The organism is uncultured Helicobacter sp., from assembly GCF_949282165.1.
Taxonomy (GTDB): Bacteria; Campylobacterota; Campylobacteria; order Campylobacterales; family Helicobacteraceae; genus Helicobacter_F.
In genome coordinates, this window is sequence record NZ_CASDOV010000014.1 from 1 (window position 1) to 21,863 (window position 21,863).

Genomic DNA, 21,863 nt, shown 5'->3' on the forward strand with positions numbered 1-21,863 from the left:
GCTATCAAAGACGCGATTAAGCTCTGGGAGATCGTTACCTATGGCAGTTGAGAGCAAGTCTAGGAGTTGATTGACTGAATCTTTTAGTGTGTTTAGCTGAGGATTGGCACCACTTAGGGTGATGCGTCTATCAGCATATCCTTCACGAGTGTGGTTGATGACTTCTAGGGATTGGGAGACGAGGGCGGAGTCTTTGTCGAGATCGCTTTGGGTTTTTTCTATCCCCTCATTGATAGCCACCGCCATCGCGCCGAGCTCGTCATTGGCTCTAGGTTTGAGCGGTGCGGGGCATTTATCACTCTCGTGGCGCAAGCACGCGAAAAATCCAAAGAGATGATGGGAGATCGCGTGGATACGCGCAAGAATATTGAATTTGACATAAAAATACACAAAAAGCACCAACACAAGCAGCGAGACGAAAATACCCGTGATAATAGTCGTCTGCAGGCTATGTAAAGACGCATACACAGAATCTTTGGGTGCTACCACAAGCACACTCCAAAAAATCCCCGTATTCACACCCACTTCAAAGGTTTTGAGCTCCACGAGCATTTCTGCACCTTGGTAGTTTTCATATTCAAACAAGCCGTGAGATTTTTTCTCAATCGCCTTGTTGAGTTCTTGTGCGCTGGGGTGGTTATTGATCTCTTTAAACTTCGCGCCCATAACCTTAGAGTCGGGATGCACGGCAATCGTTTCATCAGCAGAAAGCACAGCTCTATAATCCCTGCTAAATGCCGACATCTCTTGAGAGAGCAGAACCTCTGAAATCTCACTCAAATCGATAAAAATCCCCGCCACACCCACAAGATTGCCTTTGTTTTTGAGAGGGACATTCACTGCAAAGCCAAATCTATCGCCCTGCTTGCCTATATTAACAAGTCTCGGATCGCCAATACTTTGTGCGCCTTTTGCAATGGCTTCCTTGACACTGCCAAAGGATAAAACACTCATATCTGCGTTCAGCAGCTCCACCCCACCCACTATATCGGGCTCGTTGTCCTTGGCTAGCACCATAAAATGCCCATTTTCTAGCTTGTTGCGGGGGTTAGTGATATTGTCGCCTATGTATTTGCTATCGGTGACATACGCGTAGGCATACATACCGAATTGGTTGGCATCAAGCATATTTTTGACTTGCGCTTCAAGCCTCTCCTGTGCCACCGCTCCGCTACTATGCGCGATAATCTCTTCGATTCTCGGAGCGATGCTGGAAAGCGACATATGCACGCCATTGATGTTAGAATCTACAACGATTTTTGCTTTGTCAGCGACGGCTGAGAGGAGCTTTTCTGTCGTGATGGTTTGCTCCTTATCGACATTAGTCGTGATGAGAAACATAAGTCCAAGCATACATAAAAGCACGATAGACGCGATGCTTAAGACGATTTTTGTCCCGAGCTTGAGTGTCATTGGAAGTCCTTTTTGTTGTGGAGTTGATGATGAGGCAAAAGGGTAATTATAAACAAAAAAAAAAAAAACGCAACTTAATTTTGTCAAATTATCATACTTTTGTGCGCTTGTCGTTGTGAGCTGGCTAACGCGGGGCTGCGGGGTGTGGTGTATGCCTCATTTGCTATGTGTGCGTGGCGTTGGGGGCGTTTGGGTAGGGATTGCTTAGATTCTAGTGAGGATTAGGGAATGCTTTTTGTTTATGCCGAGGTATCTTAGAAGTTTTAAGGAAGCTTAATGCAAAGTGGATTTTACAACACAACGGGCGGTATGGTAACGCAGTTTAGCCGTCTTGATCTCATCTCAAACAACCTTGCTAATCTCAATACCAATGGCTTCAAGCGCGATGATGTCGTCATAGGCGACTATCTGCGCCTCTATCAGACGCACAAGCACGAGCTACCACTCCACAACCACACGCGCGAGGCGGCAAAATTCCTCAATCGCTCGCTTGATAGGGTGCCAATCATCAGCGAGGAATACACCGATAGGAGCCTAGGCTCTATGGCACAGACGGAGAATCCACTAGACTTCGCCCTGCGGGATTCTAATGCGTTTTTTGCCGTGCTCACGCCCGAGGGTGTGCGATATACGCGTGATGGGAGCTTCACGCTTGATGCTAATGGAATGCTTGTCACCAAAGAGGGCTTTGCTGTGCTCTCTCGCGCGGGACTTGATAGCGAGGGGGGTATCAGTATCGGGCAGGGGTTGCATATAGAAGTCGATCCGAGTGGCAATATCTACACGCGCAGCCTTAATAACGACGCCATAGGCGAGATTGCACCCATTGGCTCGCTAGCGGTGGTGGGCTTTGAAAACCCTCGCTACCTTAAGAAAGTGGGCAAAAATCTCTATGAATTCCCACAAGAGAGGCTTAGTGAGCGGCAAAACTTCCAAGATCGCGCTGTGGTGGCACAGGGCTTTATTGAAAAGAGCAATGTCAATGCGGTGCTTGAGATGAGCGCGCTTATCGAGACAAATCGCCTCGTGGATATGTATCAAAAGGTGATGAAGTCCCATATGGACGAGCTCAATAGCGAGGCGATCACCAAGCTCGCGGTGCGTGCTTAGGGTGTGGGATTGTATCATTTAATGCAATTTTGCTAGCGTAAAATTACAATCGCTCGCAGAGAGTGAATCTCCGCTCGCTCTGGCTTACGTGCTCACTCACTGCATTTTTTAGCAAGTTTATAGAATCTCTTAGTGTGAGCGCGTCAGGAATGCCGCTTGGCAATGGTGTAGATTCTATAAACCCACACTTTTGGCAGATTGTTGCCACTCTCGCGAGATGAATCCGCTCTCAGCGCTGCGTGTTTGGGGGATTACAGAATCTAGCCATTTGGATTCTGTAATCCCCTTTGGCGGTTGCGATTTCCTAGATTCTATCGCCTAAGCGCATTGTGAGAATCTAAGCCCACGCAAATACGCATTAATCCGCATTTCACATTTATCTCACAAATTATTAAGTATAATTCTCATTAACAAAAACTTGCAATAAAAGGATCGTGTGATGAAGTTTGACAAATCTCTGTGGATGAAAGTGCATTTGTATCTAAGTCTATTCTTTTTGCCTGCCGCGCTTATCTATGCGCTCACTGGGGCTTTGTATATCTTTGATGTGCGTGAAAATGCCGATGCGAGGATAGAGGAGTTTGTGCTCCCCTCTGCGCCCCAAAAGGGCGAGGAGCAGGAGGCAATCCTCTCTGTCCTAAGAGCGCATAATCTCAAAATCCCAAATGATACACAAGTGCGCATACAAAGAGGCAGCGCGACTATGGGCTCTATCAAATACAGTGCGAGTATCACGACAAATAAGCAGGGTGAATCGATTGTGCGCGTCACTGATAGGGGCTTGTATGGGATTTTGCTCCTTATGCACAAGTCAAAAGGCAAATTTTACTTTGACATCATTGCGGTAGGCTTTTCGCTCTCGCTTGTGGTGTTTTATCTCTCTGGGCTTATTATCACTTCATTTTGTAAGAAAAAGCGCAAGCAGGCTTTGGGTGCATTTGCGCTTGGGCTTGCTATCACAGCGCTTGCGGTGTGGGCTAGTATCTAGCCATAATCTCGCGCACGCGCACACACGCCTCGTGCAAATCGCTAGATTCTATGTAGTGGGCGTAGGATTGTTTTTTATACACTTTGTCGTAATACTGCTCTAGGAGGATTTGCGCGACTTTTGGCTTGTCATCGCGCTCAAAGGCTTGCTTTGCTTCAAGCCAAAATTTCTTTTGCATAAATGGTGCGATTTTTTGCATTGCGTGGGCAAAAAACGCCTCATCTATGTGCTGATAGTAGCGCAAGATTCTGTGTATGCGTAGCTCTAGGGGTGCGTGTAGATAAATCCTTGGTGCGCGCTGATAGGCGTCATACAGAGGCTTTGGCACGATGAGGCTGCCTAGCTTTTTGCTCTCGCCCTCTATGAGCACCTTTTTGCCCTCTAGCTCCCTTAGGCGCGCATATAGCGTGTTTTCAAACATCGCCACGCTTGGCTGCGCACCATAAATCGCCCCAAAGCTCGAGCCGCAATGCTTGGCAAGGGATTCTATATCTAGGGAATCTTCATAGAGTGCTAGCAGCTCGCTTTTGCCACTCCCAGTAGGCCCTATGAGTGTGAAAAACTGCATATTGGGCGTTTTGGCGAGATAGTCTAGGACAAACTTTCTGTATGCCTTGTAGCCATTTTGTAAGCGGATAGTGCGGTAGCCGACATTGGCGAGAATCGTCTGTAGTGAGAGGCTACGCATACCGCCTCTGGCGCAGTAGATTCTGATAATGTGTGCGGGAGTGAGATTGAGAGTGGGGAGGGTGCGCGCGATATTTTGACAGATGAGCGCGGCACCTAGGAGCTTTGCCTCGAAAGGATTGTGTTTATAGAGCGTGCCCACCCTCTCACGCTCCTCATCGCTTAGCACCGCGAGATTGCACGCTCCGGGGATATGAGAGTGCGCAAACTCACTAGGACTACGCACATCGATGACAACCTCCGCGCGAGAGTTCGCACTCGGACTTTTAATCTCCAAAAACCCTTGCGCGTCAAGAATCTGCATGGATAGCAAAACGCAACTTAGGATTGTTTGATGGTTTTAAAGTTTCTGACATTTTCCTCGCGTGCCTTTTTGCGCTTGAGCGCGGCTTCGTAGCGTTTGATCTCGGTAGGGGTTTTGGGCTCAAAGGGCGGGATTGTTTTTTTCTCGCCGCTCTTGGTATCGATAGCCACCATTGTGAAGTAGCAAGTGTTACAATGTGTAACAAAGTGGTTTTTGATATCCTCGCTTACGACTTTGATACCCACTTCACAGCTTGTTTTGCCCACATAATTCACGCTTGCAAGGAATGTGATGAGTGAGCCAATGGGAATGGGGTGCTTAAAGATGAGATTATCCACGCTAAGGGTTACCACGCCGTGCCCACAATAGCGCGTTGCACACGCGTATGCGACTTGATCTAGGAGCTTCATCAGCTCCCCGCCATGTACCACACCGCTAAAATTTGCCATATTTGGACTTGCCAAAATACTCATAGTTAGACAACGCGAGTCAAAAATATCTTCCATAATCCTGCCTTTTGTTAAAGTTAATGCCCCATATTATGCACTTAGGAAAGTTAATAAACTAAGCATTGGAGACAAAATTATGGGGCTATGATACGATTTATATCGTTATACACCCCAAGGCTCATAATCCCAAGCAGCAGTGCCAATCCGGCTATCATAATGGCACTTGTGATGCGCTCGCTTGGCTTTTTGCGCGTGAGGGATTGATAGAGGGTAAAGAGGATATGCCCGCCATCAAGGGGCGGTATGGGGAGGAGATTGAAAATCCCGAGGTTTATAGAGATGAGCGCGCTTAGGGCGAGGAGTGCCACCAAATCGCTTTGGGCAAAGGACGCCATCGTGTGCGTGATACCTACCACGCTGCTGATGTTTTGCACACCGATAGCACCGCTGATGAGCTTTTGTAGAGATTGTAAGATGAGTTTGGAAGATTCTATGGTTTTCTCCCACGCCTTTGTGATGGCGTGAAATCCTGTGTAGCGCACGATTTGGGTTTGGTGCGCTGCGGTAATGCCTATGGCATTGTGTTTGATAAATTCACCAAAAACATTGGCAGTCTTAGAATCCACAAGGCGGGGCATAAGCGTGAAGTCTAGCTGCGACTCCCCGCGCTGTGCGCGCATAGAAATCGCACCTATAGAATCCCGCACAAGCTTTGAGAGCTCCTCCCAAGTGTGAATCTCTGCGCCATTAATCTCTAAGATTCTATCTCCGGGCAAAATCCCAGCTTCCTGCGCGGGCATAGAATCTAGCACCTCTCCCACGATGGGCGGCACGCTCATCACGCCATAGAGATACACGCACACATAGAGCAAAAAGCCTAGTAAGAGGTTAAAGCCCGAGCCTGCAAGGAGGATGGCTATGCGCTGCAGGGGGGATTTGGCAAGGAATGAATCGCTACTATGGGCTTGTGTCTGTGAGGTGCTAGATTCTGTAACCTCACTAGTTGCGCTAGATTCTATAAACGCCTCTTGCTGTCCTTTGAGCTGCACATAGCCGCCTAGCGGGATTGCAGAGATGGCATAGAGCGTGCCTTTATACTCAAAGCTCAAAAGCCTTTTGCCAAAGCCTAGGCTAAACACCTCGACTTTTACCCCGCACGCCCGCGCCACGAGAAAGTGCCCAAGCTCGTGAAACACGATAAAAAAGGCTAAGATGACAAGCGCGATGAGCCAGCTCACGCTATGCCTTTAGGCTCTTGTAGTAGTTGATAGTGTATTCTAGCCCCGAATAAAGCGTGAGGAATGCCGCAAACCACAGCAGTGTCTCGCCACCGGGGAAAAAATCTGCGAGCAAAAAGGCGATGGCAGCGATTTGCGCGCCTGTTTTGTATTTGCCAGCATTGGAGGCGGCTACGCTTTTGCCACTTCCTGCAGCTACGACGCGCAAGCCCGTGATAAAAAATTCCCGACTTAAAATCAAAAATATCAGCCACGGCGAGGTACGCTCTAGCACTAAAAGCGCGATAAATGCCGAGAGGATAAGCATCTTGTCCGCCAAAGGATCAAACACCTCGCCAAATAGGGATTTGAGATGATACTCACGCGCGATATATCCGTCAAAAAAATCCGTCAAAGAGGCGATACAAAAGGTGAGCGAGGCAAAGTAGTTGATCCAAGTTTTGTCCATATACGAGGGGAAAATCACATCACTCTCAAGCACGATAAAAAGTAATAATATAGCGAGTAAAATCCGTGAAACGCTTAAGATATTTGGTATATGACGCAAGGGAAGTCCTTTGTTTTTGGGTGCATTATAACAAATTTACATATGCTTTGGGCTAGGTTTAAGTCAATATTTAAGATTTATGGCGTATAATCGCGCCTTTTAATCAGTCGCGGAAGTGGCGAAACTGGCAGACGCACTAGACTTAGGATCTAGCGCCGCAAGGCATGGAGGTTCAAGTCCTCTCTTCCGCACCATACATACGATATTTTCTCCCCGTTCCTAGCTTTACTTACGATTCCACAAAACACAAACCAATCTTTCACACTCCAAAAGTCGCTCTCATAGAGCTTTTGAGGCTGCTCACTCTAGGGCGTGTGTGAGAGTCTAAAATCTGCTTGCTTAGATTCTAAAAACCTTATGGGCATAAGGAATTTTGCAAAAATTCTTGCGTAAAGCGCACGCTGCTTTCTTTGATGAGATGAATCCCATCGTTTGTCGTGTAGTCGCTATGCAGGGGGCTAGGCAAAAATGTGTAGCGCGGGAAGTGTGTCTGCAAAATCTCGCGCTGCTGCAAGGGTTGCCTTAAGCCTGCTAGCTCTGAATCTATGGGCATTTGAAAAAACACGATTTGCGTGCCTAGATTCTCAAAATACTCCAAAAGTTCGTGCAAAAGTGCGAGCTTTGGCTCATAGCCCACGAGTTCTTTTTGGTAGGATTGTATGCTGCTCTCTAGGATAATGCGATACATTCTCTCATCGCGCTTTTGTGCGAGCTTTTCTGCTTCACTCCTGCCAAAGTGCTTTTTTACCACACTTAGCACGAGATTAAGAGGTGCGTAGCGTTCTTGTAGTGCTGGAATGTAGCGACGCAGTCTGTAGCCTATGGGGTGAAAAAGCCTCTCAAGCATAGCGGTGTCGATATCTCGGATAAGCGCGATGTTTTCTTCAATATAAATCGTGTGGGGAATGACGCCAGTGTGCTTGGTGTGCTCTTGGATAAGTTTTAGGCCTGTGAGTGCGCTGCCGCCACCAAAGGCGAGGTTGTAGAGGTGTTTGGGAGTGAGGAGGCTAGATTCTAAACGCGCTGCGAGCGAGGAGCCAACGATCAGGCATTGGGGGGGGGGCAATAGCATATAAATAATCTTGTGCAAAAACCATATTGCCTTGTTGTTGATTCTGAAACGCGAGAACTTGTGGCTTTGCTAGCACTATAAAGGCATTATAGCCCAGAAAAAGGGCTAAAAAAATCCCTAAAATCACAAAGATTTTTTTAAAATTGGAAATAAATAAACGCATTGCTACCTCCGCTATTTGTAGTGATAAAAAAGAGCAAAATCGCATACACGCCGCTAGAATCTAAGAAGTTTTTGTGGTATTTGAGGCTTAAGAGATGATTGGCATAATACGCTCCTATGGGCAAAGAATAGAGCAAAATACAAAGCAAGAGCATAAAATTCATCTCGCCACTTCGCACAACAAACATTTTATGAAGATACCCTAGCACATCAGAGAAGTCATTGAGCTTGAAAAGCAGCCAGCCCAAAGACACGCACGCAAACACAAAAACAGCCCTAAGGATATGCGTGCCTAGGCATTGTTTTAGTCGCACAAACTGCGAGAAAAAACGCTCCATCACAAGCAAAATCCCATGATATAAGCCCCACACCATATACGAGAGTGCTGCGCCGTGCCAAAATCCTCCCAAAATCATCACTATCATGAGATTTGCATAAGTGCGCGCTTTGCCCTTCCTATTGCCCCCAAGGGGGATATAGAGGTATTCTTTGAGCCATGAGGAGAGTGAAATATGCCACCTAGTCCAAAACTCCGAGAATGAAGCCGCAATATAGGGGAAGTTGAAGTTTTTGGGTAGCTTATAGCCAAAGAGCTTGGCCACACCGATGGCTATGAGGCTATATCCTGCAAAATCTGCAAAAATCTGCATACTATACCCTAGTAGCAGTCCGGCCAAAGTGATAGTGTTGTAGGCTTCAAAATACGGATAGGCTATCCAAAATGTCTGATCTTTGAGGTTATCTGCGATAACCATTTTGAGAAAATAGCCTATGATGATGACTTTGAGCGCGCCAATCCACGCAATGTCTCTAGGGTGTTTTGTGTGAATCTGTGGATAAAACTCGTGTGCTTTTAAAACCGGGCCTGCGACAAGTTGGGGGAAAAATGCGATAAAAAAGAGCGTTTTGTGATAATGTGTCCAAAAGTTACACGCATTTACAGAATCTAGAGATTGTTTAGAATGTGTGGGGTTGTTGGCGGGCTTAGATTCTATACATTCTAGAGAATCTAAGCTCTGTGTCCTTGCCCGCCGATACAAATCTACAAGCAGGCTAATCCCTTGGAATGTGTAAAAGGAAATCCCTACGGGTAAGGGAATGGCGATGAGAAACTCCCCTATGCTTGAGAGTGAAGTGTAGTATTCTAGCACTCTGCCAAAAAGTGGGCTGTATTTAAATCCTGCTAGCACGGCTAGATTCACAATCACGCCGCCAAGGGCGTAGAAGTATTTTTGGCCCAAAGTCGCCGCGCTCATCACTTGGTAGCTTGCAAGGGCATTAATCGAAGCCGAGATGATGAGTAGGAGGAGTAGCCACGGCTGCCCATACGCATAAAACACAAAGCTCGCAATGATGAGCACATACACCTGCCAACCGCGCCTAATCACAAAAGGCATATAATACACACAAAGCGTGGCGAGCACCAACACAACAAACGCAACACTATTAAAAAGCATATAGCCCTCACTTTCATGATGTTTGTAATATCCACAAAGCGCGGATTATAGCATATTCTGCAATGCTAATGTGAGGAGGGGGGATAGATTCTGTGTGCTATCGTAGCAAATTCTTTAAAGGCAGGGATTGTAAGAGAAGCCTTTGGTTAAGCCTATCAAGCTGCTGGCGTAGATAGCGCTCTTTGGCGTCCATAGGGTAGATTCTATCCCATTCTTGCATTTGCGCGCGCGTGTGAGAATCTAGAGGGATACCATAAGTCTTTGCCATATACAGATAGCTACGCGCGATATAGCCCTTAGAATATGTCGCGGGATAAAATCTCTGTGCCTGCCTATCTGCATACACCTCACAATCCCCATATTGCGTGAATTGCGTGGATTTGGGCGCGTTGGCATACGCATAGTTGCGCCTGTCGCGGTTGATTTGCCCAATCGTTGGCACGATATTTTGCACATCGGATTCCATTTTTTGGAAGTATGAATCTTTTTGGCATTTTTTGCGTCCGCCCTGCTTCCAGCACGCGAGGTGCTTGCCAAAAGTGTGCGCAGGCATAATGTGCTCCCACTCTATCGCGGAATGCTTAAAATCTAGCGAATCTTTGGGTAGGGGCTTTAGCTGCAGCTTGCCACGATATAAGCGCACGCTAAAGGGGATTTGACAATAAAAATCTTTGCGGAATGAGGAGTCTAAAAGTAGGTAGAGCTGCCTTAGCTCTTGCTTGGCGTCAGAAAATGTAGGGCTCGCTCCAAGCGGCAATGCCAAAAGGCATAAAACCGCAAGGCAAGCCAAAAGGCGCATTAGCGCGTGCTACTTAAATGGCTACTTGATGGGGTGCAGCTCGTTTGCGTAGAAAGACACAGAGCTCATACCCTCTTTGCTCGCCCACTCATAGGCTTTAGAGACAAAGTCCCAATTGATATGACTCCAGAACTTCTCCAAATACGCAGGGCGCGCGTTTCTATGATCGATATAATACGCGTGCTCCCACACATCAACCACGAGCAAAGGCACTTTAGATTCTGTGATTGGGGTTTGTGCGTTGCTTGTTTGCACGATTTCAAGCTTTTTGTTTGCTGTGTTATACACGAGCCAATTCCAGCCAGAGCCAAAGAGCGTCGTGCTAGAAGCGATGAATTTTTCTTTAAATCCTTCAAGCGAGCCAAACTCCGCATCGATAGCAGCCTTTAGCTCAGCGCTTGCGCTGCCACCCTTAGGCGCGATACAATCCCAATAAAAATCGTGATTATACACCTGCGCTGCGTTGTTAAACACGCCCCCACTCGCCCCTAGGATAATATCCACCAATCCTTTGCCCGCAAACTCTGTGTTGGCGATGAGATTGTTGAGATTGGTAACATAGGTTTGATGATGCTTGCCATAGTGGTAGCTAAACGCCTCGGGGCTCAAAAAATCTCCAAAATCCTTGTCGCTATAAGGTAGGGTTCTAAGACTAAACATTTTCTTCTCCTTGCTTAATTTGTCGCTTATAAAAGCGGGGGCATTGTAGCACCAAAAGGTTACAATTATTTTAACACGATGGGTTTGTTTGCGAGTTTGTCTGCACAGAGTCGTGCGATTTGTGAGGTGGTTGGAGGTGGGTTGCGGAGTGGGTTGAGCGCAAAATTTAGGAGCTTTAATAAAACTTTGTAAATAATTGGGATACAATGAAACCTTAAATCTATCTAAAAGGAGAGGAGATGAAAAAGAACATCGTGTTTTTCGAGGCAAGGGGCGGCAGCGATAAGGGTCCTGATGGGTATAGAAAAGACACTATGCCAATGGTAAATGCACTTAAGGCTAAGGGGTGGGATGCGGAAGTGGTGTTTTTTACTGATGAGATTTTACGTGACGAAGTAGAGCGAAACAAAATCTATGAGCACGTCAAAAATACCGCTGATGGCTATGTCTCACGCGTCAATCCGGGGAATCTAAAGGAGGAAAAGCTCTACTTTGATGTGCTTCGCAAGCTCTGTGAATCTGGGTTAGTGGGTATGCCTCACCCCGATGCGATGATAGGCTATGGGGCTAAGGACGCGCTCACTAAGCTAGCTGATACGCAGCTTGTGCCTAGCGATACCTATGCGTATTATGACCCCACAGAGGCTAAGAGAATCGGCGTGGCGTGGAGTGATAAGCATGACTTTAAAAAGACTTTCCCCAAAACCCTAGCTAAGGGCGAGCGGGTGCTAAAGCAAAACCGCGGCTCCACGGGTGAAGGGATTTGGCGTGTGCGATTAGAATCTGCGAGCGAGTATGGCAAGCTAGATTCACTCCCGCTTGATACCAAAATCATCTGCACCGAGGCTAAGGACAATCACACCGAGGAGCGACAATTAGGCGAGTTTATGGACTTTTGTGAGCATTATTTGGTAGGCGATAATGGAATGCTTGTGGATATGACTTTCTTGCCGCGGATTAAAGAGGGCGAGATTAGAATCCTAATGCTCTATAAAACCCCTGTGTATGTCGTGCATAAAAAGCCTGCAGAGGGCGGCGATGCGTTTTCCGCGACGCTCTTTAGCGGGGCAAAATACCGCTATGATGAGCCAAAAGATTGGCAGAGCTTAATCGATTGGTTCTTAGCCCAACTCCCTGAAATCCGCTCAAAACTTGGGAATTACGATTTGCCACTGATTTGGACGGCGGATTTTATCCTCGATACAGATTCTGAGGGCAAGGATAAATATGTGCTAGGCGAGATCAACTGCTCGTGCGTGGGATTCACTTCGCCAGCGGAGTTTATGGAAAAGATTGCCGTGATGGTGGGGGATAATATTGTCAATATTGTGAGTGAGAAAATTAAGTAGGCATTCGGCTTTGCGCGATAAATCGTTGATTCTGCGTTCGGTGCTCGGTCACTTACGCTAAGTAAGCTCCCTTCGCCCCTCACTTGAAAGCAACGATTTCTCATCGCAAATCCTAGAATGCCTAGAATGCCTAGAATGCCTTTAAGATAAGGCGTGGAATCTAAGGTAAAGACAAGCTCGGGATTAGGTAGCTCCATGCGCGCTCAAAATCCCTGTGCTGCCCCTTGTCTCTACTTGCAGTGATGTGAGCTTGGCAAACGAGACGACATTCAAGCCTTGCGCACAAAGCAAAGATTCTTTAGCAATCCTAGAATGTCTATTAAACCAAATATATGGGGTAACTCCCACTCCCACACCCGCCAAAAGCTCCACAAGTCCCACTGCAACGACTAATTTTTGCTAGCAATAGTGGCCTTACATAATCCACACCAAGCTAAGAAGGCAAAGCCAAGCGCGGAGTCTCAAGCGGATTTAGAATCCAAAGAAAGTCTAGAATCTAGTTTTGGTAATCTAGATTCTAAATCAGAATCTAACTCCACAAAATCCACTCCCACAGAAACCAATCAAAGATTCATAAAAGCAAAATTTAGATTCTAAGCCTCCCCTAGATTCTAAATCTATTGAAGTGGATTCTACATTGCTTTTTTGAATCTTGAGTGGATTGCGTGGGGGGGGGTAGATACTGCAATGTCTTAGAATCTGTAAGGCTAGATTCTAAATCCAAATTGCTAAAGCTAGATTCTAAATCTGTCCTAGATTCTATTACCTTAATGCAATTTTGCTAGAGCAGGCTTGGTATCGTGCTTTGGGGCGGAGTCCTCGCTCCCTGACTCACGCGTATCAAACCTAGAATCTATGGACTGAGCCTACTTAGATTCTATAATGCTTGCTTGCGACTCTATGACATAGCCGTTTTTAAATATCCACCAGCTTAGCGCGCGCCCCTGCTGAAGGCGTCTAAAAACCCTCTGTGCGAGCTCTTTGTCTTTGTCGCGCTCTAGTCCTTGTGCAAAATACTCAATCTGCTTGCCATCATAGATAAAGCGATTGTTTGCCACCACATCATCGCCAAAGGCTTGGTGCGCGTCGGTTTGGTAAATGCTATGTTTGTTGCTAAGAAGCGGGGTGCCAAAGCTCGTGTATGTGTGCCCATCGGGTGCGATGAGCTCTAGGATGGTTGGCATAATATCGATATGTGATCCCGTGTTGGCGATGGTGATTGGCTGCAGGCTTGGTGCGTAGAGGATAAAGGGCACGCTATGTTTGCTTTTAAGCGAGGGGGAGGGGGATTGGCTATGATTGGCAGTGAGGACAAAGAGCGTATTTGGGAATCTCGCGCTAATGTCTTGGATAAATTTGTGCAGCAGCTTATCCTGCTCGTAGGCATAGCGCAGGGAGGGCACATCGGTGTGCTTTGCGATCTGTGGGTTGGCTTGCAAAAACGCCTCTATGCGCTCTGTGAGCGCGTCTTGGGGTGTGGATTCTTCTTTGGGGTAGGGCGCGGTAAGGATAAAGTTAAAGCTGCGCTGCTGATAATTGATAAAGAGCTTGTCGCGCACGAAGTTTAAAAGATGGCGGTTGTAAGCACCCTGCGCGTGCTCATAGGGGGATTGGTAGGCGCGTGTTTTGGCGTTTTGGACAATGTGCGTATCATAAAAGCTCTCGCTAAAGCCCTGTGCACGCACAAACTCATCGAATTTTTGCCAGTGCTCGGCACTCGCGCCAAAGAAAAAGGAGGTTTTGTAGCCTAGGGAGTTGAAGTTGGTGGCTAGGGCGGTTTGGAAGCTCTGAATCTGTCCGGAGAGCAGGTGCAGGGGGATACCAATGTCAAAAAGCCCGCTTATTTGGACTTGGGTGTTGGTGATGGCTTGGGAGGCGTTTTGCAAAAACACATTTGCCTTAAACGCGCCCTTGCTTAGGAGGGATTTGAGCGCACTGCACGCCTCGATCTCATCAAACTCCTTATCGCAATACCAGCCATTCAGTCCATCAACGACGATATAAAAAATATGCTCGATTTTTGTGCTTGAAGGGTTGGTAACGCTCTTTTGGAGGAGGGTTTGGAGGTCGTAATGCTCCAAATCCGTGCTGATGTCAAAAAACTCGCCAAGGGCTTGTATGGGCGTCTGCTCGACATAATCACTAAATGCGGAATGCTCGATCTGTCGGTATATTTTATAGGCTTGTGTGAGATCTCTAAGTGCGCCGGGCAGGGATTTTTGCAAGATTCTATCAGTCGTGTGGGCTTTGAAGTCTTGGGCGAGGTTTTTCACTCTCTTATCGCTAAGCACAAAGACTTCCCAGCTTATGAAACACACAAGCAGTATGGCGGGCTGCAGGATTGTGGGGCGTTGTGAGCCAAAAGTGATATACGATCGCTTTGTGTGCAAAAACTCCACGATTTTAAACCCCATACGCATAAGCCCCAAAAACACCAAGCACCCCATAAGCAGTGCAAAAAGCTTCCAAGGCGCGTGCTCACTCCAAAGTGAGAGCATAAAGGAGGAGAGGCTATCGGTAGAAAAAAGCGTGGTATTAAAAGTATCGCCATAAACGCGATAAAATCCCGCCTCGCTCACGCCCACGCACACACTCACCACCACACACAGCGAGATAAAAAGCCGCAAAATCTTGCGCCCTGTGGGGAGCTGACACAAAAACAGCCCAAGCACAAAATACACAAGGCTTGCTATTCCAACGATTTTGCCATCGTATAACAATCCATAAAAAAAGGCACGAAAATAAGCAAGGATAGAATCTGCAAGCCCCGAAGTCTCGGAGGCATCGGAGCTAGAGAGTCCCGCATAGAGCACAAAGCCCAAACGCAGTGAAAAAAACAGCCCATACATCACAAGCGCGAATACCACGCTTTTCCATAATAATTCCCTAAACCAATGCGCGTTTTTCATAATCTTTTTGGCAATGTAAAAATCATAAAGAGCGTGTATCCCACGCTATAAAGCCATAGATATGGGCAAAACACCACCTCGATAATGCTTTTATCATCCCCCCCCCCTAATAGAATAATGCAACTCACAGCAAAAAAGATTCCCATTACAGAATCTAGGGCAATCATCACGCCCATAACGCCTAGAATGATGAGATTCTGATAGAGTGGCTCAAAGTGGTAGATATCAAGGCTAGGCGCGATATTGAGCGCGCCTAGCAGGAGTGCTGCCCCAAAGAGCGCATACAAAACAAAGCTAATGGGCTTAAGCGGTGCTAGGGCTCTAATGCCAAAATCTAGCGCAAGCACGCGCCATAGGGCACCGAGTGCTATGAGCACGCACAATAGGCTTGGCGCGCCAAAAAACGCATACACCATCTCTATGGCACTATAATGCGCAAAAAACAGCGGCACACTGCCTATGATCGCGCACAAGAGGCAGATGAGGTATTTTGGCACGATTTTTTGTGTGTAATGCGCGCTTATACGCACCACCACCGCTAGATACACAATCCACAGCCAAAGCATCAGCGCACCTTCCTATGTGCGAAGTAAAAATCATCAAATTCTATAAAGGGCTCTTCTTTTTGCTCCTGAAAAAAGGTGGGGTTTTTTTCTTTTGCTTGCGCGATGAGCTCATAAATGCTATCAAGGCGCAGCTTGGTGTATTTGATCTGCTTGCGGTTGTAGGTGTAGGTTATGTAGAGATTGTCTCTATCGAGCACCGCAGCGGGGTAGCTCACCTCGCCATTGCGCTCTTTGCTCACATCAAGCGTGAGCAGACGCTCAAAAATCCCCTTATGAGAATCTTTTAGCCAAAAGAGGCTAAGCGAGGCGCGCGCGTGGATATGTATGTCCTCGCCATAGAGCTCATAGAGCTCAAGCAGGGGGTTATCAAAGCCATCATTGTGGATGAGCACGACTTCCTCCCCGATATTGACAAACACGCTTGAGCTATCATAATTCCTAAGATTGGTGCGCACGGGCTTGTGCCATACATTGCCCATCTCATCGCAAGCCTGCAGGTAGGCAAAGTCGCTCTTGTATGAGCGCGAGAATTCAAGGCATTGCGCGGGGCTAGTGGCGACTATGCTAGGCTGGAGCTGCCCGCGTAGATTGTTTAGGCGTTTGGCAAATCGCATTTGCCCCTGCGCGTCAAAGAAGGCGACAAGCGGGTATTTGTCCGCGAGCTCGTGATAGAGCGGGAGCATAAAGCCGCCATCTTGGAGCAAAACCGCTGGCGTGCGCACCAAATGTGAAAAATTTGCCAATATCCCTAGGCGCAATTCCCCAATGTATGTGAGGCTCTCTAGCTCCTCATCAAAGCGTAGTTGATAGATTTTAGAAGTGCTCCACCCTCCTAGACTCACACCCACGACAAATAAATGCACCCTGCCCAAAGTATCCATAAACGCCACGGGATTGCCTAGCTTTTTGATAAACTTCCCGCTTTGGCGTGATAGCCACTCTGGCGTGAGGATTGCCTTTGGCTCACTCCACGACTTCGCGCCCTTATACAAAAAACTCTGATAGATTTTCACATCGCGCGCGCCCTCTCTATTCCCGGCAAAAAAGAGCACCATAAGGCGCGTCCCCAAATCCACAAGCGAGCTTGCGTGCGCGATTTTTTCAAAATTTGGCACGAGTAGGAAGTCCTGCAGGGATTGTGCAAAATCTTCAGTCGGGGCGTTTGGGGTAAGGATAGAATCGTGTGAGGAGAGCGCGTGTGAATCTAGGCTATATGGGACAAATGGCGTGGTGTTGGTGTGATGGGGCTCATAGAATCTATAAGTGAGCGCGCCTAGCACCAACGCGCAAATCCCAAAGGATAGGAGTTTTACCGCTCGCATTAAGGGCTAAATGTCTTTGATAAATCGCGCGATACGCTCTATGCCTGCTTGAATCTGCTCAATCCCGCACGCAAAGGAAAAGCGCACATAGCCATCTTGCCCAAACGCACTGCCGGGCACTAACGCCACGCCTTGGGCTTGGAGCAGCTCTTGGCAAAAGCGCATAGAATCCCCGCCAAATTTGCCAACCCCTTGGATATTTGGGAAGAGATAAAACGCGCCCTGTGGCTTTTGGAGTGTGATACCCGGCAGCGTGCTAAAGAGCTTGTAAGCCACTTCCATACGCTCTTTAAACGCGAGGCGCATCTCCTCTATATCCGCCGCACACTCCTTGCTGAGCGCGACTACGCTAGCCTTTTGTGCGATAGAATTGACATTTGAGGTGCATTGGCTTTGGAGATTGTCGATGTATTTGACAAGCTGCTTGTCCTTGCACGCGAGATAGCCCACGCGCCACCCCGTCATCGCCACTGCCTTGCTTAGTCCATTGATCACAATCGTGCGCTCACACATATCCTGACTAACCGCCGCAGCCGAGCAAAAAGTCGTATCGTAGATGAGTTTTTCATAGATTTCATCGCTAAGCACCCAAATGCCACTCCCTGCCAAAACCTGCCCAATCTCCTCTAGCTCCTCCTTGCTATACACCACGCCCGTGGGATTTGAAGGGGAGTTTAGCACGAGGATTTTTGTTTTTGGCGTGATGGCTTCTTTGAGCTGCTTTGGGGTGATTTTGAAGTTGCTTTTTTCATCGGTGGGGATGAAGACATTTTTGCCGCCGCAGTAGGTTACGATCTCGGGGTAGCTCACCCAATAGGGTGCTGGGATAATCACCTCATCGCCCTCGCACACAAGCGCGGAAAATACATTAAAGAGCGAGTGCTTGGCACCATTGCTTACAAGTATCTCGTTAGGCTCGTAATGCAAGCCGTTTTCGCGCTCGAGCTTTGCACAGATCGCCTTAAGCAGCTCGGGTATGCCGCTCACCGCTGTGTAGTGCGTAAATCCGCTGTTAAGCGCTCTAATCGCCTCATCTTTAATGGGCTTTGGCGTGTCAAAATCGGGCTCGCCAGCAGAAAAGCTTAGGATATCTTTGCCCTGTGCTTTGAGCTCGCGTGCTAGGGAGCTGATGGCAATCGTCGTGGATTCACTAAGAAGCTGGATTCTAGGTGCGTATGTGGGATTTGGCATACTCTCTCCTTTGTGTTGTGCGTTTGCAAATGGTCTTGATTGTAGTATATATTTACTTGTAGAAAACTTATAAGATTCTAAAGCCTTGGGATTGTGGGAGGTGCGCAAAGCGGTATTAAATAAATGGGCTTTGGGTTAGAGAATTTGCTCTATTACTAAGTGGTACTCCCGGATGTGGCTTATGGTATAGATTCTAGAATCTCCTCAAAGGCTAAAGTGTGGGCATGCAATGGAGGGAGTGAGGATTTTAAGCATCTGCGGGCAAAAATATGAGTGAAAAATAAGGGCGCAGTTTTTGTAACAAACACACAATCTAGCTTAGGCAATGTGTAGATTCTATACGAGCGTATAAGTGGAGGGGAGTGGGGATTGCTCCCCACAAGCGATATGTAAGTTTTGTCATGGCAAAGCTTGTATCGACTCTAGACAAGCTTATTGCTTTTGCGCCAGATTTTCATTTTCTCTGCCGCAGCGATGAGATCCTCACGGAAGTTGGGGTGCGCCACCGAGATAATCGCCTCGCATTTATGCCAAGTTGAGAGCCCTTTGAGATTGACTTTGCCATACTCGGTTACGAGATAATGCACATTGGCGCGCGTGGCGGTTACGATACTACCAGATTCTAAGGTTGGCAAAATGCGAGACTTGAGCGCACCATCTTTGCCCACAAAGGTTGAGGTGCAGCAGATAAAGCTCTTGCCATTTTTAGCCAAATACGCTCCTAGCACAAAATCTAGCTGCCCGCCCGCACCGCTTATGTGCCTTGTGCCCGAAGATTCTGAATTTACTTGTCCAAAAAGATCGACATCTACGGCATTGTTGATAGAGACGAAGTTCTCAAGCGATGAAATTGTGCGTATGTCGTTGGTATAATCCACGGGTGCGCTCATACACTCGGGATTGTCGTCCAAGAAGTCATAGAGCTTTTGACTTCCCATAGCAAAGGAGTAGGTTTGTCGTCCTTTATCAATATTTTTCTTGCTGCCATTGATTTTGCCCGCTAGGCTCATCTCGACAAACGCATCGGCATACATCTCGGTATGCACGCCGAGATCTTTGAGATCGGATTTGGCGATATAAGAACCCACGATATTTGGCATACCACCGATTCCTAATTGGATACAGCTACCATTGCGGATTTCCTCTACGATGAGTTTGGCTATTTTGTCATCAGCATCGCTAGTTTTGGCTGGCGGGAGGGCGATGGGCTGTGGATTGTCGCCCTCGACGATGATATCCACTTGCGAGATATGCACATCTGCGCCCATACCGCCTAGGCAACGCGGCATATTGGCATTAACCTCGATGATGACAATCTCTGCCATCTCCACACAGGCTTGCATATGAGAAGCCGAGGGGCCGAAGTTAAAATACCCATGCTTATCCATCGGCGCGACTTGCATAATCACGACATTGGGGCGCGGTGCGTTGTCACGATAATAGCGTGGCAGTTCTGAATAGCGCATCGGTGCATAAAATCCAAGTCCCTCATCGATGAGTTTGCGTCCCACGCCGCTTGCGTGCCAAGTATGCCAGCAGACATGAGGAGCGGGATTTTCTACTTTGAAAACCTCGGGAACCTGCAGGAGTATGCCCCCACGCAGTTTCACATCTTGCAAGTCTTTGATACGTTCGCTCAAGGCCTTGTCGCACGCCACAGGTGTGGTAACCGCCCAACCATAATCCACCCAATCCCCAGATTTTATGACACTTACCGCTTCTTTGGCGGTTTTTAGTTTTTGTCGGTATAGTTGTGTAAAATCCATCATAGCTTCCTTATGTAAGTTTTGATAACCTTAAGCCCACAATGGGGCTTTACTAGAGCGCGAAGAGATCGCTAAACTCATTAAAGGGCATAGATTCTAATGTCGCTTGGTTGGCGCAGATTTCCTTAATCTTAGCGCATTTTTTGGGGCTAAGCTTGCGTGCGATATTGCGCTCAAACTTCGCGACAAGCACAGGGATTCCCTCATCTCTCCTGCGGCGGTGCCCGATAGGATACTCCACCTCTACCTTTTGGCTCTTGCTGCCATCTTTGTAGAAAATCTGCACGGCATTGGCGATGGAGCGCTTATCAGATTCTAGATATTCCTTAGTGTATCTATCATCGACTTCTACCACCATTTTTTCACGCAGTGCGTCAATACGCGGATCGTTTGCTACGCTATCTTCATAATCTTCAGCGCTCAATCGCCCAAAGATAAGCGGCACAGCTACCATATATTGGATACAATGATCTCTGTCAGCAGGATTAGCGAGCGGTCCGACTTTGTTGATGATTCTATGTCCAGATTCTTGAGTGGTGATGATTATTTTTTCTACAGAATCTAGCCTGTCCTTGACTTCGTCATGGAGTTTGAGCGCGCACTCTACGGCAGTCTGTGCGTGGAATTCTGCAGGGAAGCTGATTTTAAAGAGCACATTCTCCATCACATAGCTGCCAAATTCTTGTGGGATAGTGAGTTTAGTGCCTCGCATTTTCACATCTTCAAAGCCCCAAAACTTCGCACTTAGCGCGCTTGGATAGCCCATCTCGCCACTTAGGGCTTTGAGAGCTAGATTCACACCGCGAGAGCTCGCATCGCCTGCCGCCCAGCTTTTGCGGCTTCCGGTATTTGGCGCGTGGCGATAAGTCCTCAACGCTCCACCATCGATAAATGCGTGGCTCACAGCGTTGCGCACTTCTTCAAAGCTTCCGCCAAGCATCGCACACGCCACCGCCGTAGAAGCGATACGCACGAGCAATACATGATCGAGCCCGACTTTGTTAAAGCAGTTATCCAGTGCGAGCACACCTTGGATCTCGTGCGCCTTTATCATCGCACTTAGCGCGTCTTTTACCGTGAGAGGTGCTTTGCCCTCAGCGATATTTTTGCGGCTAAGGTAATCTGCTACCGCCCAAATCGCTCCGAGATTATCGCTTGGGTGCCCCCACTCTGCGGCAAGCCAAGTGTCGTTAAAATCAAGCCATCTAACCATCGCTCCGACATTAAATGCCGCCCTCTCTGGCTCTAGCTGATAGCTAGTCCCCGGTATTTTTGCTCCCAAAGGGCGGAACTCCGCGCCCTCTACCACAGGTCCTAATAGCTTAGTGCAAGCGGGAAACTCCAATGCCAAAAGCCCGCAGCCAATCGTATCCATAAGGCAGTAGCGCGCGGTTTCATACGCGAGTTTAGAATCTATCTTATACTCTAGCGCGTATTTTGCGATTTTTGTTAGTAACTCATCAAATTCTGGTCGTTTTGTGTCTAATATTCCCATATCAGCACTCATTGTGTTCTCCTTAGTTAAGTTAAAGTTAGTTTGGTTAAGGCATTCAGCTTTCCGCGATAAATGCGGGAGCTGCGAAAAAGACTGCGGGTCATTACCGCTTAGGTAACTCCCCTTGTCTTTTCCTTGCAACCCACATTTCTCATCGGAAATCTTAGAATGCCAAGGGGCAAGCCAAGCGCAGAATCTAGGGCAAGTTCAGAATCTACTAAATGCTTAGATTCTAGATTCAGAAGTTGAGAATCTAAAAAAGCTTTAGATTCTAAAAAATCTCAAGAATTATAGAATCTGCCATTTTAGAGAATCTCATCAAGGCTTGCCAGAAATTCTAGGATTGTGCGTAAGATTTGCTTGTTTTGCAAATGAGCGC

The 21,863-nt window shown here is 47.5% G+C and carries 21 protein-coding genes and 1 tRNA gene; 5 read left to right on the top strand and 17 right to left on the bottom strand.

Going from position 1 to position 21,863, the window contains the following annotated elements; translation table 11 throughout:
• Positions 1–1,413, bottom strand: a 1,413-nt coding sequence (locus ACH2BK_RS07330; protein WP_395003024.1) for a hypothetical protein, incomplete at its 3' end; no start/stop codon positions are given.
• A gap of 276 nt (positions 1,414–1,689) precedes the next feature.
• On the opposite strand from ACH2BK_RS07330, the gene ACH2BK_RS07335 reads away from it, so the two are divergent.
• Positions 1,690–2,523, top strand: coding sequence for a flagellar hook-basal body protein (locus ACH2BK_RS07335; RefSeq protein WP_394997609.1), 834 nt, complete (start codon positions 1,690–1,692; stop codon positions 2,521–2,523).
• 43 nt (positions 2,524–2,566) lie between these two features.
• Here ACH2BK_RS07335 and ACH2BK_RS07340 read toward each other — a convergent pair whose 3' ends face one another.
• Positions 2,567–2,731, bottom strand: a complete 165-nt coding sequence (locus tag ACH2BK_RS07340; protein ID WP_395003026.1) for a hypothetical protein — start codon at positions 2,729–2,731, stop codon at positions 2,567–2,569.
• 231 nt (positions 2,732–2,962) lie between these two features.
• Here ACH2BK_RS07340 and ACH2BK_RS07345 point away from each other — a divergent pair, with 231 nt between their 5' ends.
• A complete protein-coding gene (locus ACH2BK_RS07345) occupies positions 2,963–3,511 on the top strand; it encodes a PepSY domain-containing protein (RefSeq protein ID WP_395003028.1) in 549 nt (182 codons plus the stop codon).
• On the opposite strand, the gene mnmH is transcribed toward ACH2BK_RS07345, so the two are convergent.
• From mnmH to pgsA, 4 genes are all read right to left on the bottom strand, one after another.
• Positions 3,501–4,502 carry a tRNA 2-selenouridine(34) synthase MnmH gene (gene mnmH / locus ACH2BK_RS07350; protein WP_395003098.1) on the bottom strand — a complete coding sequence of 334 codons (1,002 nt, stop codon included), beginning with the start codon at positions 4,500–4,502 and terminating at the stop codon, positions 3,501–3,503. The genes ACH2BK_RS07345 and mnmH overlap by 11 nt on opposite strands.
• Positions 4,503–4,519: 17 nt before the next feature.
• Entirely contained in the window at positions 4,520–5,008 is a 489-nt protein-coding gene (locus tag ACH2BK_RS07355; protein WP_394997611.1) for an acyl-CoA thioesterase, read from the bottom strand.
• A gap of 77 nt (positions 5,009–5,085) precedes the next feature.
• Complete coding sequence (gene rseP / locus ACH2BK_RS07360) at positions 5,086–6,189, bottom strand: RIP metalloprotease RseP (RefSeq protein ID WP_395003030.1); 1,104 nt, start codon at positions 6,187–6,189, stop codon at positions 5,086–5,088.
• 1 nt (position 6,190) lies between these two features.
• Complete coding sequence (gene pgsA / locus ACH2BK_RS07365; RefSeq protein ID WP_395003032.1) at positions 6,191–6,736, bottom strand: CDP-diacylglycerol--glycerol-3-phosphate 3-phosphatidyltransferase; 546 nt, start codon at positions 6,734–6,736, stop codon at positions 6,191–6,193.
• A 109-nt stretch (positions 6,737–6,845) separates the two neighbouring features.
• Between pgsA and ACH2BK_RS07370 the strand changes: the two genes are divergently transcribed.
• Positions 6,846–6,930: transfer RNA gene (locus ACH2BK_RS07370), tRNA-Leu, on the top strand.
• 161 nt (positions 6,931–7,091) lie between these two features.
• Here ACH2BK_RS07370 and ACH2BK_RS07375 read toward each other — a convergent pair.
• From ACH2BK_RS07375 to sodB, 4 genes are all read right to left on the bottom strand, one after another.
• Positions 7,092–7,808, bottom strand: coding sequence for a hypothetical protein (locus tag ACH2BK_RS07375; RefSeq protein WP_395003033.1), 717 nt, complete (start codon positions 7,806–7,808; stop codon positions 7,092–7,094).
• 137 nt (positions 7,809–7,945) lie between these two features.
• A complete protein-coding gene (locus ACH2BK_RS07380; protein ID WP_395003035.1) occupies positions 7,946–9,427 on the bottom strand; it encodes an MBOAT family O-acyltransferase in 1,482 nt (493 codons plus the stop codon).
• A gap of 97 nt (positions 9,428–9,524) precedes the next feature.
• Positions 9,525–10,226, bottom strand: coding sequence for an endonuclease (locus ACH2BK_RS07385; RefSeq protein WP_395003037.1), 702 nt, complete (start codon positions 10,224–10,226; stop codon positions 9,525–9,527).
• Between the two features lie 21 nt (positions 10,227–10,247).
• The gene (gene sodB / locus ACH2BK_RS07390) at positions 10,248–10,886 is read right to left on the bottom strand and encodes a superoxide dismutase [Fe] (RefSeq protein ID WP_395003040.1); all 639 of its coding nucleotides are present in this window, start codon (positions 10,884–10,886) and stop codon (positions 10,248–10,250) included.
• Between the two features lie 239 nt (positions 10,887–11,125).
• On the opposite strand from sodB, the gene ACH2BK_RS07395 reads away from it, so the two are divergent.
• Positions 11,126–12,235: a Cj0069 family protein gene (locus tag ACH2BK_RS07395; protein ID WP_395003043.1), complete on the top strand. Its 1,110-nt coding sequence runs from the start codon at positions 11,126–11,128 to the stop codon at positions 12,233–12,235.
• A 183-nt stretch (positions 12,236–12,418) separates the two neighbouring features.
• Here the strand turns inward: ACH2BK_RS07395 and ACH2BK_RS07400 are convergent, their stop codons facing one another.
• Positions 12,419–12,616 (bottom strand): hypothetical protein, encoded by a 198-nt coding sequence (locus ACH2BK_RS07400; RefSeq protein WP_395003045.1) that lies wholly within the window; start codon positions 12,614–12,616, stop codon positions 12,419–12,421.
• A gap of 15 nt (positions 12,617–12,631) precedes the next feature.
• Here ACH2BK_RS07400 and ACH2BK_RS07405 point away from each other — a divergent pair, with 15 nt between their 5' ends.
• Positions 12,632–12,832 carry a hypothetical protein gene (locus ACH2BK_RS07405; RefSeq protein WP_394997625.1) on the top strand — a complete coding sequence of 67 codons (201 nt, stop codon included), beginning with the start codon at positions 12,632–12,634 and terminating at the stop codon, positions 12,830–12,832.
• Between the two features lie 269 nt (positions 12,833–13,101).
• Here the strand turns inward: ACH2BK_RS07405 and ACH2BK_RS07410 are convergent, their stop codons facing one another.
• The 6 genes from ACH2BK_RS07410 to prpD all read right to left on the bottom strand — a co-directional run bounded on the left by ACH2BK_RS07410 (position 13,102) and on the right by prpD (position 21,496).
• Positions 13,102–15,144, bottom strand: coding sequence for an LTA synthase family protein (locus ACH2BK_RS07410; protein WP_395003047.1), 2,043 nt, complete (start codon positions 15,142–15,144; stop codon positions 13,102–13,104).
• Positions 15,141–15,710 carry a hypothetical protein gene (locus tag ACH2BK_RS07415; RefSeq protein ID WP_395003050.1) on the bottom strand — a complete coding sequence of 190 codons (570 nt, stop codon included), beginning with the start codon at positions 15,708–15,710 and terminating at the stop codon, positions 15,141–15,143. The genes ACH2BK_RS07410 and ACH2BK_RS07415 overlap by 4 nt, the downstream gene beginning before the upstream one ends.
• Positions 15,710–17,032, bottom strand: coding sequence for an exo-alpha-sialidase (locus tag ACH2BK_RS07420; RefSeq protein ID WP_395003054.1), 1,323 nt, complete (start codon positions 17,030–17,032; stop codon positions 15,710–15,712). The genes ACH2BK_RS07415 and ACH2BK_RS07420 overlap by 1 nt, the downstream gene beginning before the upstream one ends.
• Before the next feature lie 6 nt (positions 17,033–17,038).
• The gene (locus ACH2BK_RS07425) at positions 17,039–18,223 is read right to left on the bottom strand and encodes a pyridoxal phosphate-dependent aminotransferase (RefSeq protein WP_395003058.1); all 1,185 of its coding nucleotides are present in this window, start codon (positions 18,221–18,223) and stop codon (positions 17,039–17,041) included.
• A 422-nt stretch (positions 18,224–18,645) separates the two neighbouring features.
• Entirely contained in the window at positions 18,646–19,989 is a 1,344-nt protein-coding gene (locus ACH2BK_RS07430; protein WP_395003060.1) for a butyryl-CoA:acetate CoA-transferase, read from the bottom strand.
• Positions 19,990–20,041: 52 nt separating this feature from the next.
• Complete coding sequence (gene prpD / locus ACH2BK_RS07435; RefSeq protein ID WP_394997634.1) at positions 20,042–21,496, bottom strand: 2-methylcitrate dehydratase; 1,455 nt, start codon at positions 21,494–21,496, stop codon at positions 20,042–20,044.
• Between the last annotated feature and the right edge of the window lie 367 nt (positions 21,497–21,863).

Bases quoted from the DNA above. Each gene is read 5' to 3' on its own strand.
- ACH2BK_RS07345 (WP_395003028.1), top strand. From the start codon at position 2,963: ATGAAGTTTGACAAATCTCTGTGGATGAAAGTGCATTTGTATCTAAGT.
- ACH2BK_RS07425 (WP_395003058.1), bottom strand. From the start codon at position 18,223: ATGCCAAATCCCACATACGCACCTAGAATCCAGCTTCTTAGTGAATCC.
- ACH2BK_RS07355 (WP_394997611.1), bottom strand. From the start codon at position 5,008: ATGGAAGATATTTTTGACTCGCGTTGTCTAACTATGAGTATTTTGGCA.
- mnmH (WP_395003098.1), bottom strand. From the start codon at position 4,502: ATGCAGATTCTTGACGCGCAAGGGTTTTTGGAGATTAAAAGTCCGAGT.
- ACH2BK_RS07410 (WP_395003047.1), bottom strand. From the start codon at position 15,144: ATGAAAAACGCGCATTGGTTTAGGGAATTATTATGGAAAAGCGTGGTA.
- ACH2BK_RS07385 (WP_395003037.1), bottom strand. From the start codon at position 10,226: ATGCGCCTTTTGGCTTGCCTTGCGGTTTTATGCCTTTTGGCATTGCCG.
- prpD (WP_394997634.1), bottom strand. From the start codon at position 21,496: ATGAGTGCTGATATGGGAATATTAGACACAAAACGACCAGAATTTGAT.
- ACH2BK_RS07380 (WP_395003035.1), bottom strand. From the start codon at position 9,427: ATGCTTTTTAATAGTGTTGCGTTTGTTGTGTTGGTGCTCGCCACGCTT.
- ACH2BK_RS07415 (WP_395003050.1), bottom strand. From the start codon at position 15,710: ATGCTTTGGCTGTGGATTGTGTATCTAGCGGTGGTGGTGCGTATAAGC.
- ACH2BK_RS07420 (WP_395003054.1), bottom strand. From the start codon at position 17,032: ATGCGAGCGGTAAAACTCCTATCCTTTGGGATTTGCGCGTTGGTGCTA.
- ACH2BK_RS07395 (WP_395003043.1), top strand. From the start codon at position 11,126: ATGAAAAAGAACATCGTGTTTTTCGAGGCAAGGGGCGGCAGCGATAAG.
- ACH2BK_RS07430 (WP_395003060.1), bottom strand. From the start codon at position 19,989: ATGGATTTTACACAACTATACCGACAAAAACTAAAAACCGCCAAAGAA.
- sodB (WP_395003040.1), bottom strand. From the start codon at position 10,886: ATGTTTAGTCTTAGAACCCTACCTTATAGCGACAAGGATTTTGGAGAT.
- ACH2BK_RS07375 (WP_395003033.1), bottom strand. From the start codon at position 7,808: ATGCTATTGCCCCCCCCCCAATGCCTGATCGTTGGCTCCTCGCTCGCA.
- ACH2BK_RS07335 (WP_394997609.1), top strand. From the start codon at position 1,690: ATGCAAAGTGGATTTTACAACACAACGGGCGGTATGGTAACGCAGTTT.